Genomic DNA, 12054 nt, shown 5'->3' with positions numbered 1-12054 from the left:
GCTGCGCGGGTAAATCTTCTCGTGCGCAGCGTAGAGGGAGACCAGCACCTCGTCTGCCGGGGGTGGTGTGTAGCCTTCTTGCGGGACGATGGGGATGATTTTTTTAGCCCCTGTAGTTTGATTGTTCACGTGTATTCCTTCGTCGAATCGGTATTGACCATGTGGTTGGCCATTTGGGAAAAAGTTTCTATCAAGTGGGCTAAAAACGCCGCATCGCTGACCTGTTCGCTCAGTGCCTGGCGCATGCAGAGCATCCATTCGTCGCGCTCAACCGGCCCCACCGCGTAGGGGGCGTGGCGCATGCGCAGCCGAGGGTGCCCTTTTTTGGCGATGTACAAAGCCGGACCACCAAACCAGCCCGAGAGAAACTCAAACAGCATTTCTTCGCTGCCGGTGAGGCTTTCCGGGTGCATCCGGCGCACGGTATAGGCCTCGGGCAACTCGTCCATCAGTTCGTAAAAGCGGTGGACCAGGCATCGAATGCCAGCCTCGCCGCCCAGTTCATCGTAAGGTGTTATGGGAATTGGGTTCGTCATGGGTTGATTCTCCATCAGTGTGCCTGCAAGGGTTTGGAGGTCAAGGCAGCGATGCGCGCCAAGTATTCGTCACGAGAGACGCCGGCAAACAAGGGGTGCCAGCGTCGTTGCTCCAGCACAGTGCTGACAGCGCGGGCACGGCGCTCGTGACTGGAAAATAACAAGGTTTCATCGGGCAAGGTAAACAGTCGCTGCGTCACGCTGTCCCACAGCTCTTCAGGATCGGCTGGTGTGGGTTGGTGCGGGCATGCCTCAATGGCCAGCAGACCACCACAGAAAAAGCGGTCCCGCCAGGCAAAACTCAAGCATGACTCGGTATGGCCTGGCGTCGAAATCACCCGAATAAGTTCGTGACCAAACGCCAGAATGTCACCCTCAGCGGTGAAGTGCGATCCGGCCTGTAATGTCCCTTGTGCCAGCGGCGCCCCCAAGCCAGCGAGTAACTGCGGCTCTTTCGGTTGCAGGTGGTCGTGTTGGTGGGTGCGTAGCACCCAACGTAGCCGTAACTCTCGCTCTGCCAGCAAGGCCAGCAAAAGTGGCACATCGCGTCCATGGGGGTCGATCAACACCGCCTCGCGGGCGCCTGTGTCGGCCAGCAAGTAGGTGAGCTCACCGTTTGTTTCGTTGTGAATGATTCGAAAGTACATTTAAATTTTCCTTGTGCCTCAGGCGGCGCCGTCCTCGCCAATCAGCAACCGGCCATCGCTGAGGTATTTGTGGGGTGGAACTTCGAGGTTGGTCGGGGCTGGTTTGTTTTTGTAGACGCGGCCAGCCAGGTCAAACGTGGAGCCGTGGCAGGGACAAAAAAAGCCGCCTTTCCAGTCGCTGCCAACGCTCGGGTTGCCCGAGTTGACGGGGACGGCAGTAGGCGAGCAGCCCAGGTGGGTGCAAATGCCGATGGCGACTAAAAACTCCGGCTTGATGGAGCGGTGCGCGTTGCGTGCGTACTCGGGTTGCTGGTTTTTGGTGGAGGCGGGGTCGACCAGTTCGGCGTCCAGTGCGGGCAGGCTGCCCAGCATCTCGGGCGTGCGGCGCATCACCCAGACCGGCTTGCCGCGCCACTCCACGGTCTTCATGCCCCCGGGCGCGATGTCTGAAATATCGGCCTCCACGCTGGCGCCCATCGCTTTGGCGCGCTCGCTGGGCGCAAAGCTCGACACAAAGGGTACGGCCGTCGCGAAGGCTGCCACCCCGGCTGTGGCGGCTGTGATCAGCACCATTTTTCTGCGCTCGGCATCATGTTCGTGGGCGTTGCCAGAAAGGGCATCAAAGGCGGGGCTAAGTGAGGTCATGTCAATTTATTGAGTTGAAGTTGGCAGCTTTCAGGGGTCTTGAATGACTGCGCTGATCTCAATAGATCAAGAAGCGTGCCATCCGGAGGGTTTTAAAAACTCATTTGAAATCAATGGGTTAAGAGGTATCTCTTGCGTCGGCGTTAGTTGCATGCAGGCTGAGTTATGCCTAATTTGGCAGATGCTGCCAAATTAGGCATAAACTGACAGTCGCTTGAAAGGAGCCCGCGTGAAGCCTTTGCCCGAACTGATGTCGTACCTTGAAGGCTTGCCCGAGCCGCATATTTTGTTTGACACGCAGTACCGCATCCTGGCGGCCAATGCGGCGTACCGGCGCCAGTTCAGCCCCGAGCGCAGCGTGGTGGGGCGCACTTGCTACGAGGTGTCGCATCACTTTAGCGTGCCGTGCGACCAGGCGGGCGAATCGTGTCCCTTGGTCAAGGCCCGCGAATCGGGGCAGCGCGAGCGGGTGCTGCACCTGCACCACACGCCCAAGGGTGAGGAGTACGTCAACATTGAACTGGCGCCCTTGCTCAATGCCGGTGGCGAGCAGGCGTTTTTTATCGAAAAAATGGAGCCGCTGCGCGTGGCCCAGAGCCAGTCGGCAGCCCAAGGCTTGATTGGTCGCTCGCCTGCCTTCCAGCAGATGCTGGGCTTGGTGGCGCGGGTGGCGCCTTCCATGGCCACGGTGTTGCTGCTGGGTGAGTCTGGAACCGGCAAGGAACTGGTAGCCCGGGCCGTGCACGAGGCCAGTCCGCGTGCCCACCGCCCCTTGGTGGCGGTGGATTGCGCCAGCCTGCCGGAAAATCTGTTTGAGTCCGAGTTGTTTGGCCATGAGCGCGGGGCCTTTACCGGGGCCAACACTGCCCGCGGCGGCTTGGTCGAAGCAGCCAGTGGCGGCACGCTGTTTCTGGACGAGGTGGGCGACATTCCGCTGGCGATGCAGGTCAAACTGCTGCGTTTGCTGGAGACCGGAACCTACCGACGCGTCGGCAGCACCGAGCAACGTCACGCCGATATCCGTGTGGTCTCCGCCACCCACCGCGACCTCGACCAGATGGTCACGCAAGCCCGGTTTCGGGAGGATTTGTATTACCGTTTGAGTACGTTCCCCATCCACCTGCCGGCCTTGCGTGAAAGACGCGATGACATTGCGCTGCTGGCCACATCCCTGCTTGCGCGCGTGGCGCCGAACCGAAAACTGAGCCTCAGCGCTCCCGCCTTGGTCTTGCTGCAGGCGCAGGATTACCCCGGCAATGTGCGCGAGTTACGCAACCTGCTGGAGCGCACGACGCTGTTGTGCGATGGCGACATGATCGAGGAGACGCATGTGCTGCAGGCGCTGTTGTCAGGGCGGCGCCCGTCGGTCGATCCGGTTGTTGCACCCCAGACCAGCCCCGGCACGGCAAGTCTCACGCCGACGCCGGGCGCGCTGAAGGCGGTTGAACACGCCGCTTTGCAGCAATTAGCGGCGGCACATCCCGGCAGCCGTGCCGAGTTGGCCGCCCGCCTGGGCATCAGCGAGCGCTCGCTGTACCGCAAGCTCAAGGCGGCCGATGGTGGGTCAAACGCCTAAGATGCCCGCATGATTTTTCTGTTGCTGTTTTTGGCTGGCGTGGCCTTGGTGTTTTATGTCTTTCCGGATTGGCCACTGCTCGCGGTGTTGCTGGCGCCATTGGGTTTGCTACTGTTGGGGTGGTTGGCCAAACAGGTGCAGCGTCGTGTCAAGTCTGTAGCCCGGCGCAAGCCCTGAAGATTGACTCAGGCGTTGCCTGCGTTGTCAGGTCTTCGGCAACGCCAACACTTGCTGCGCAAACGCCGCCACCTGTTGCCAGTCGGTGAACTCGATCACCGCTTTGGGGTCGGTCGGGCCATGCGTGGCGCGCATGATCAGGCGGATCATGAGGCGGTCAAAAAAGCGGTAACTGGGGTAGTCGAGTTTGCCGGCAAACACGGCGGTGAGGGTCGGCTTCCAGCTGATTTGCCGCAAGAACTTGAGCAGGTAAGGGTTGGTCGACGGCTGGCTTTTTTCGGGCTTGCGAGCCACGATGTTGACTGAAAAAAAGGCGCTCGGCAGGCGTTCCAGCAGCGCCTGATGGCGGGCAATGAATTGCGCCACTTCGGGCTGGTGATGACCGTAGCGGATGCTGGCGCCGATGACGATCTTGTCGAACTCGCTCAGGCTCAGTGCCTCGGCCTGCGCGAGCGGCGCTACCGTGACGCGCTGACCTTGCTCGGTCAGCAGCGCCTGCAAGCGTTCACAAATGTGGCGCGTGTGGCTGTCCGTGGTCGAGTAGGCCACCAGAATGTGGGGCATGGGAAGCGTGTTAGTGCTCATTTAATAATAGCTGCTTGCGCAATAGATACGGGGGCTAGAGGTCTATTTGGCTTAAATAATTTTGCTCAATGGTCGGCATGCAATTTGGCGTGGATGCGCCGGGTGGTCCACCAAACGGCCCACAGCACCAGCGGCACCAGTGCACCGGCGGCCATTTCCGGGTTCACCGGCACCCCGACGGCTTTCAGTGCCTTGCCGCCGTACAGCAGCAGGCTGATGACGTAGTAGGAGATGGCCGCAATCGACAACCCTTCAACCGTGCTTTGCAAGCGCAGTTGCAGCTCTTGTCCGCGCGTGAGCTTCTCTAATAGTTGCTGGTTTTGAACCTCGGTGGCAATGTCCACCCGCGTACGCAGCAGGGCGCTGGTGCGCGACACCCGTTCCGACAAGGAGGCCAGGCGTTGCCCCGTGGCCGCCACTGTCGCCATGGCGGGCGACAGACGCCGTTGCATGAACTCGCCGATGGTTTGCGTGCCCGAAATGGCTTTTTCGCGCAACTCCGAGATGCGCTGGCCGACCAGCGTGTCGTAGGCGCGGGTCGCTGAAAAACGGTAAACATGCTCGGCTGTGGCGCGCTCCACGCGGGCCGCCAATGACACCAGGGTGTCGAGCAAATCCTGGTCGCTCGCCGACTTGTTTTCTAGGCGCGCCGTGATGTCGGCCAAGGCACTCTCGGCCTCGGCCAGCATCGGTCCGAGAAGCTTGGCCACCGGCAGACCTCGCAACGCCATCAGGCGGTAGGTTTCCAGTTCCAGCAGTCGCTGCGAGATGCGCCCGGCGCGGGTTTCGGAGGTGCCCACAGGCGCAATCACCAGCATGCGCTCAAAGCCGTCGGCGCCAATGCGAAACTTGGTCAGCGCCCAGGAGTGGCCGGTTGGCTGGCTCGGGTTGCCCGGTGCGCTGGGCACAAAGCCCAGTTGCGAGGCCACCAGCGAGCCACCACCAAGCCAAGTCTGCGCTTGCCCCATCAAAGCCACCGGGTCCGTCAGGTCGCCGCTCACCATGGCCATCTGGATGGCGACCACGGTGCGCCCGGGAATGCTGCGCAACCAGTCGTGGGTGACCGCCAAGGTGCCCAGCAAATCCGGCTCGCTGGCGCCCAGTGCAGCGTTCTCCGGCAGCGGTTGCACAAGGGAATAACGCGTGAACTCGGTGTGGCGCTCCCATTTGACGGTGTAGCCGCCCAGCCGCAGGCGTAAAAAGCTGCTGTGAAGGTTGTCGAGTGGCAGGTCTTGTTGCCCGGGCAGGGCGCACAGGTGCGTCCATTCCTGCTCCCGGCTGATGCCTGCATTGAGCACCGCCACGTAGGTCACGAGGGCCGGTAGACGAATGCGGGCCGATGGACGCGCATGCACTTCGTTGTGTAGTGCGGAGCGCTGCGGATCGTCAGGCGGCAGCAGGCTTTGAGTCGCGGTGGTAGGTGCGGATAAATTCATAGCGGCTATTGTGCTTGCAAGTTGTACGTTCCTTGTCCCCGTCCTGACTCGTCAAAAACCAACACATTGTTTTGAGAGCGAGTCGAAGGCCATGCATTGCGCTCATTAAGTTTGATCTGGCGCAATTAATGAATATGCACGAGGGTTTACCCGCTCGAGGAAAGTATTAGGCGATATATATCATTGATTGCTTATTTAAAGAATTTATGCAAAAGGACTTCTCCATGCTCAAAATTTTCAGTGGCTTTATGGCGGGCCTGGTCTTGGTTGCCGTGTTGGTTTACAACCTTTTCGGTAATCTGATGTTCAAGGAAACACTCAGTCCGTTTGGTGTCGAAGAAACCGTGGCGCGCGTTCAGCAAAATATCCAGAAGGTTGGCAACGGTTGGGCCTTGGTGGGCCTGCGTGAGCCGGCCAAAGCAGTGCAGGCCGATGGTGGCAACGTGCTGCCGGTGATGCTGATCGAGGCTTGCAGCACCAAATACTCCGGCCCGATTCTCAAAAATGACGACGTCCGGTTCCTCTCGCTGCTGATCCCGTGCAAGGTGTCGGTCTATAAAAAGAACGATGGCAAGACTTACATCGGCACCATGAATGCCGGTCTGGTGGGTCGCATGTTTGGCACGGAGGTCGGTGAAATCATGAGCCATGTGTCGGCCGATCAGGCCAAGTTTTTGATCTTTGATGCGAGCAAACCGGCGCCCGCCATCGTCCGCCCTGCACCCCCCGGCGCCAGTGGCGGTGCCGGTGGTGCTCCGGCCGGTGGTTGTTAATTCGATCAAGGACCATCATGATCACAACAACCAAACCCACGCTGTCAGTGCTGCTCGCAGGCGCCCTGCTGGCAACCCTGAGCGTGTTCGCCGCGCCTGCGCCCACGCCGCTCGCATCGGCGCCTGTAGCGCAAGCGGGTCCGCCCGTAGCTGTCGCCTCGGCCCCCAAAGCCAACTTGCCATTGAAGAAAAAAAGCAAGTCCACGGCGGATCACAATAAATTCAAGGAACTCGACAAGCCGTTTAAAACGGTCTCGGACGTGACCACCGCCTGTTTGAGTTGCCACACCGAAGCGGCCAGCCAGGTGCAGCACACCAAGCACTGGACCTGGGAGTCAGCCGACCCCAAAACCGGCCAGATTCGCGGCAAGAAAAACATCATCAACAACTACTGCACCTCGCCTATCTCCAACGAGAAAGACTGCATGGCCTGCCACGCGGGTGCGGGTTGGGGCGATAGCAGTTTTGACTTCAAGGCCGAAAAAAATGTGGACTGCCTGGTCTGCCACGACAGCACCGGCACCTACCGCAAGCTGCCGGGCGACTCGGGTCATCCTATTTATGAGCGCAAGGAATTTCCGGCCGGTTTAGGCAAATTTGTGGAAGCGGTGGACCTGAAAAAAGTGGCGCAAAGCATCGCCATGCCGAGCCGCACCAACTGCGGTTCGTGCCACTTCTTCGGTGCCGGTGGCAACGGGGCCAAGCATGGCGATCTGGATACCTCGCTGCAACATCCCGGCAAATACCTCGATGTGCACATGGATGAGAAGGGCCTCAACTTCAGCTGTGCCGACTGCCATTCCACCTCTAGCCACGAGGTGTCAGGCAGCCGTTACAACGTGGCCGCCGCCGTGAAAGGCAAGGCGCACATTCGCGGTAAGTTGGACGAGTCGCCCGCGGCCTGCCAGTCGTGCCACAGCAACAAGCCGCACTCGGCCAACATGGACAAGCTCAACGACCACACCGACAAGATCGCCTGCCAGACCTGCCACATTCCGGAGTACGCCCGCAATGACATTGGCACCGAGATGAGCTGGGACTGGTCGCAGGCCACCGTCATGGGGCCCAACGGCAAACCCACCGCGCGCAAAGACAGCGCCGGACGCCGCGCCTTTGATTCCAAAAAAGGCGCCTGGGTCTGGGAGGCTTACGTCATCCCTGAATACCGCTGGTACAACGGCGTCTCCACCTACAAGGTCATCGGCGACAAGATCGACCCGACCAAAGTGGTGCAGATCAACGATGTGGGCGGCAGCCCCAATGCGCCTGACTCGCGCATTTGGCCCACCAAAGTGCACCGTGGCAAACAACCCTATGACACCGTCAACAACGTGCTCACGGTGCAGCACACCGCGGGAGAGGACGACACCGCCCTGTGGCACAACTACGACTGGGGCAAAGCCATCACCACCGGCATGAAAGCGGCGGGCCTGCCCTTCAGCGGCAAGTATGGTTTTGTCAGCACCGAGATGACCTGGCCCATCACCCACATGGTGGCGCCCAAGGGCGATGCGCTGACCTGCGCCCAGTGCCACAGCACGCACGGACGCTTGAAAGACATCCAGGGCGTTTACATGCCGTCCCGCGACAGCAACCCGTGGATTGACTGGCTGGGCTGGCTGGCGGTTGCTGCCGCCACCGCAGGCGTCACGCTTCATGCCCTGCTTCGCGTGTGGGCTCACAAACGTCATCTCAAGGAACAAAAAAATGCATAACGCCCCACCCATGACGCAGGAAGGCGCGAGCGCCCCTGGTCGCATTTATTTGTACAAACGGTATGAGCGGTTTTGGCACTGGTCGCAGGCGGTACTGGTCATGACCATGATGTTCAGCGGCTTTGAGGTGCATGGCACCTACCGCGTTCTGGGGTTCGAGGCGGCGGTGAACCTGCACACCTTGACGACGTGGCTGCTGCTGAGTCTGTGGGCCTTCACTATCTTCTGGCAGTTCACCACCGGCGAGTGGCGCCAGTACCTGCCCACGCTCAAAAGGGTCGATGCCATGGTGCGCTACTACGCTTGGGGCATCTTTCGCGATGCGCCCAATCCGTTCCACAAAACCTTGCAGCACAAGCACAACCCCTTGCAGCGCCTGGCCTATCTGGCGTTGCTGGCGATGGTGTCGCCGCTGATCTGGGGTTCGGGTTTGCTGTACCTGTTCCGCGGCTACTGGCCTCAAATGCACTTGGATAGCTGGCTGCAACTGGAGTGGGTGGCGTGGGCCCACACGGCGGGCGCCTTCATGATGCTGGTGTTTTTTATTGTGCACGTTTACCTGACCACCACGGGTCACACACCCACCGCCCACATCAAGGCCATGATCACGGGCTGGGAAGACGTGGACTGAGCGCAGCCTTCTATGCCGTCGGTATTTTGGAGACTGCTAGCAGCTTGTCTGGCAGTACTTTGTTGGGCTCAACCCGTTGGGGCTACGAGCCTCAGCGATGCCAGCGCGGTGCCGCACCTTGATACGGCCGGTCAGGACGGTTACCGGGATTTTCTTGAAGCTGGGGCGCACCGGGCTTTTGTGATTGCACCCGGCGGTTCCTGGGCCTGGAAGGCCGACAGCGACACGGCGCAGGACGCCCGCCGTGAGGCGCTTCAGGCCTGTCAGAACCGATCAGGGCAAACCTGCTGGCCTTATGCCGTTGACGACCGGGTTGAGTTTGATGCCCAAAAATGGCCAACTTTGTGGGGCCCCTATCTCAACCGGGCGCAAGCGGGCAAGGCCCGGCTGGGCAAGGAGCGGGGCGATCGATTCTTTGACCTCTCCTTCAAAAGTCCTGCGGGCAAGACCATGAAGGTGTCTGACCTGCGCGGAAAAGTGCTGGTGCTGCATTTCTGGGCGTCATGGTGCCCGCCTTGCCGGCGAGAGATGCCGGAACTGCAAAAATTGGCTCAAGCACTGGGCACCGCCTCGGGTATCCAATTGGTGCTGTTGCAGGTGCGTGAAAACTTTGCCACGTCGAGTCAATGGGCCCAACAACAGCACCTGAGCTTGCCGTTGTATGACGCCGGCATGTTGGACCGCAGCACCGATTACCTGGTGTTAGCCAACGGCAAGACGCTGCCGGATCGAATGCTGGCGAGCGCCTTTCCTACCACCTATATTTTGGACAAGCACGGCCTCGTGGTGTTTTCGCACGCCGGACCGATTGAAGGCTGGCTGCAATACGCCCCCTTTTTGCGTGACGTGGCGGCCAAGTCGGGCAAGTAACATGGCGGGGTGCTGCGCTAGCCAATAGGTCCGAGGAAAACCCCATTGTCGAAAACCAAGAACTGTTTAACCACCGCCTGGACTGCCCACGTGCCCGAGCTGCGCGGCTGGTTGCGCCGTCGCCTGGCCAACCCGGCCGAGGTGGACGACTTACTGCAAGATGTTTTTCTCAAGTCCCTGCGCCAGGGCGAGCGTTTCTGTGAGGTGCTCAACGCCCGGGCCTGGCTGTTTGAGGTGGCCCGCAACACGCTGGCAGATCACCTGCGCGTGGCCCGCCACACCGTGGAATTGCCCGAAGACCTGCCAGCAACGGTGGAGGAGCCCGACACGGTGGACACGCTCACCGCCTGCCTGCCGCGCGTGCTCAGTGAGTTGAGCGAGCGGGACCGCGAGGCCATCACGCTGTGTGATCTGCAAGGCATGGCGCAAGCTGACTTTGCGCTGGCCAAAGGCTTGACGCTGAGCGCCGCCAAGTCGCGTCTGCAGCGCGCTCGCCAGCGTTTGCGGGAGCGCATGACGCTGGGCTGCCAGGTGCAGTTGAATGAGGCTGGTCGCGTGCGTGACTTTGTGCCACGGTAGCGGAGTTATTTGCTATATTTTAAATAGCTGCTTGCGCAGGTGATACGGGGGCTATAGACCGATTTGGTATAAATTTTATGGGGCAATGCATCTTTTGCCCTTGGCCTTCGTCTTCATGAGCATGAATTCCCTCACCATAACTTTCAAACGCTGGCCGCTGCGTCAGCCGCTGGCCTTCCTGATCCTGGCCACCTTGGTCTGGTTTGGCTTGTACCAAGCGCTCAACCCCACCGCCGAGGCGCTGGTCGCCGCCCTGCCGGTGGACCGGGCCAGCCACTTGGGCGGCGCGTTGCAGTTTTTCTTGTACGACACGCCCAAGGTGCTGATGTTGCTCACCGGCGTGGTGTTTGTCATGGGCATGGTCAACAGCTACTTCACGCCCGAGCGCACCCGGGCACTGCTGGCCGGGCGCAGCGAGGGCGTGGCCAATGTGATGGCGGCGTCCTTGGGCATCGTGACCCCGTTTTGCTCCTGCTCGGCGGTGCCGCTGTTCATTGGTTTTGTGCAGGCCGGTGTGCCGCTGGGGGTGACATTTTCGTTTCTGATCTCGGCCCCGATGGTCAACGAGGTGGCGCTCACCCTGCTGTTTGGCATGTTTGGCTGGAAAGTTGCGCTGCTGTATTTGGGCCTGGGCCTGAGCGTGGCGATTGTGGCGGGCTGGATCATTGGTCGCCTGAAGATGGAGTCCTACCTGGAAGACTGGGTACGCGACATGCCCCGGATGTCGGCTGACTTTGAGGCCACCGGTATGACGCTGGGTGAGCGCCTGCAGGGCGGTTTCAACGCGGTAAGTGAGATCGTCGGCAAGGTCTGGCCCTACATCCTGGCCGGCATAGCGATTGGGGCCGGTATCCATGGCTACGTCCCTGAGGATTTCATGGCCAGCTTCATGGGCCGTGAGGCCTGGTGGTCGGTGCCGTTGGCGGTGCTGATCGGCGTGCCGATGTACACCAACGCTGCCGGTGTCATCCCGATCGTGCAGGCGCTGCTGGCCAAGGGCGCGGCGCTGGGCACGGTGCTGGCGTTCATGATGAGCGTCATTGCGCTCTCTTTGCCTGAGATGATCATCCTGCGCAAGGTGCTCAAGATCAGGCTGATTGCGACCTTTGTGGGTGTTGTGGCCACCGGCATTCTGCTGGTAGGCTATGTGTTCAATGCCGTGCTGTAGATGGCCAATTCGCCAAACCCGAGACGCAACATGAAACAGTTAAATTTTAGATGGATTTCTGCGGTCTTGACCCTGCTGCTGGCCTTGCCCGCCACGGCGGTAGAGGTCGTGTTCCAGCCAGTCGCAGAAGGCGTTTATGCCTACATCGGCGACCTTGAGGCCCGCAGCTATGACAACGAAGGCTTGAACGCCAACATCGGCTTGATCGTGACACCGGCCGGGGCCGTGTTGATCGACAGCGGAGCCACGTTTCAGACGGCGCACAAGCTGCATGAGGCGGTGAAAAAAGTCACCACACAGCCGCTCAAATGGGTCATCAACACCGGTGGGCAAGACCACCGCTGGCTGGGCAACGGCTACTTCAAGGCGCAAGGCATCGAGGTCATCGCCCACGCCAGTGCCGAGGCCGATATGCAAGCCCGCGCTGGCGACCACCTGGCCGCGCTGCAAGGCCTCCAAGAGCGGCTGATTGGGACCGTGCCGACCTTGCCAACGCGCTTTCTTCCGGACGCGGATACCCGGCTGGAATTGGGTGGCACCGTGATCGAACTCAAGTACCGGGGCGGTGGGCACACGCCGGGCGATATGCTGGTCTGGCTGCCGCAAAAGAAGCTGCTGTTTAGCGGCGATGTGGTGTATGTCGACCGCGTCTTGGGGCTGATTCCCGTGAGCAGCAGCAAAACCTGGTTGCAATCCTTTGCGCTGATTGACGAACT

General features: G+C 60.4%; 14 protein-coding genes. 9 read left to right on the top strand and 5 right to left on the bottom strand.

Annotated features, from left to right (window positions below):
• Positions 1–125: 125 nt before the first annotated feature.
• The 3 genes from WCG50_RS13570 to petA are packed head-to-tail and all read right to left on the bottom strand — an operon-like array spanning position 126 to position 1828.
• Positions 126–536 (bottom strand): group II truncated hemoglobin, encoded by a 411-nt coding sequence (locus WCG50_RS13570; RefSeq protein ID WP_336900134.1) that lies wholly within the window; start codon positions 534–536, stop codon positions 126–128.
• Between the two features lie 14 nt (positions 537–550).
• Positions 551–1183, bottom strand: a complete 633-nt coding sequence (locus WCG50_RS13565; protein ID WP_336900133.1) for a hypothetical protein — start codon at positions 1181–1183, stop codon at positions 551–553.
• Positions 1184–1201: 18 nt separating this feature from the next.
• Positions 1202–1828, bottom strand: coding sequence for a ubiquinol-cytochrome c reductase iron-sulfur subunit (petA, locus tag WCG50_RS13560; protein ID WP_336900132.1), 627 nt, complete (start codon positions 1826–1828; stop codon positions 1202–1204).
• A 250-nt stretch (positions 1829–2078) separates the two neighbouring features.
• Here petA and WCG50_RS13555 point away from each other — a divergent pair, with 250 nt between their 5' ends.
• The gene (locus WCG50_RS13555) at positions 2079–3404 is read left to right on the top strand and encodes a sigma-54-dependent Fis family transcriptional regulator (RefSeq protein WP_336900136.1); all 1326 of its coding nucleotides are present in this window, start codon (positions 2079–2081) and stop codon (positions 3402–3404) included.
• Positions 3405–3413: 9 nt separating this feature from the next.
• A complete protein-coding gene (locus WCG50_RS13550; RefSeq protein WP_336900131.1) occupies positions 3414–3581 on the top strand; it encodes a hypothetical protein in 168 nt (55 codons plus the stop codon).
• Positions 3582–3608: 27 nt separating this feature from the next.
• Here the strand turns inward: WCG50_RS13550 and hemG are convergent, their stop codons facing one another.
• Both hemG and WCG50_RS13540 read right to left on the bottom strand, forming a co-directional pair.
• On the bottom strand, positions 3609–4166 hold the full coding sequence (hemG, locus tag WCG50_RS13545; RefSeq protein ID WP_336900130.1) for a menaquinone-dependent protoporphyrinogen IX dehydrogenase: 558 nt from the start codon (positions 4164–4166) through the stop codon (positions 3609–3611).
• Positions 4167–4231: 65 nt separating this feature from the next.
• Positions 4232–5602, bottom strand: a complete 1371-nt coding sequence (locus WCG50_RS13540) for a DUF3422 domain-containing protein (RefSeq protein ID WP_336900129.1) — start codon at positions 5600–5602, stop codon at positions 4232–4234.
• Positions 5603–5826: 224 nt separating this feature from the next.
• On the opposite strand from WCG50_RS13540, the gene WCG50_RS13535 reads away from it, so the two are divergent.
• The 7 genes from WCG50_RS13535 to WCG50_RS13505 all read left to right on the top strand — a co-directional run.
• Positions 5827–6375, top strand: a complete 549-nt coding sequence (locus WCG50_RS13535) for a DUF302 domain-containing protein (RefSeq protein ID WP_336900128.1) — start codon at positions 5827–5829, stop codon at positions 6373–6375.
• A 17-nt stretch (positions 6376–6392) separates the two neighbouring features.
• A complete protein-coding gene (locus WCG50_RS13530) occupies positions 6393–8090 on the top strand; it encodes a tetrathionate reductase family octaheme c-type cytochrome (RefSeq protein WP_336900127.1) in 1698 nt (565 codons plus the stop codon).
• A complete protein-coding gene (locus tag WCG50_RS13525; RefSeq protein ID WP_336900126.1) occupies positions 8083–8721 on the top strand; it encodes a cytochrome b/b6 domain-containing protein in 639 nt (212 codons plus the stop codon). The genes WCG50_RS13530 and WCG50_RS13525 overlap by 8 nt, the downstream gene beginning before the upstream one ends.
• Positions 8722–8829: 108 nt before the next feature.
• Complete coding sequence (locus WCG50_RS13520) at positions 8830–9591, top strand: TlpA disulfide reductase family protein (RefSeq protein ID WP_336900125.1); 762 nt, start codon at positions 8830–8832, stop codon at positions 9589–9591.
• 45 nt (positions 9592–9636) lie between these two features.
• Positions 9637–10170 carry a sigma-70 family RNA polymerase sigma factor gene (locus tag WCG50_RS13515; protein WP_336900124.1) on the top strand — a complete coding sequence of 178 codons (534 nt, stop codon included), beginning with the start codon at positions 9637–9639 and terminating at the stop codon, positions 10168–10170.
• A gap of 121 nt (positions 10171–10291) precedes the next feature.
• Complete coding sequence (locus tag WCG50_RS13510; RefSeq protein ID WP_336900135.1) at positions 10292–11338, top strand: permease; 1047 nt, start codon at positions 10292–10294, stop codon at positions 11336–11338.
• A 30-nt stretch (positions 11339–11368) separates the two neighbouring features.
• The coding region (locus WCG50_RS13505) for an MBL fold metallo-hydrolase (protein WP_336900123.1) at positions 11369–12054 on the top strand (686 nt) is incomplete at its 3' end.

The sequence above is a fragment of the Rhodoferax sp. genome, assembly GCF_037143375.1.
Taxonomy (GTDB): Bacteria; Pseudomonadota; Gammaproteobacteria; order Burkholderiales; family Burkholderiaceae_C; genus Rhodoferax.
The sequence above is the reverse complement of the archived record's forward strand: the minus strand, read 5'-3'. Positions and strand labels throughout refer to the sequence as shown.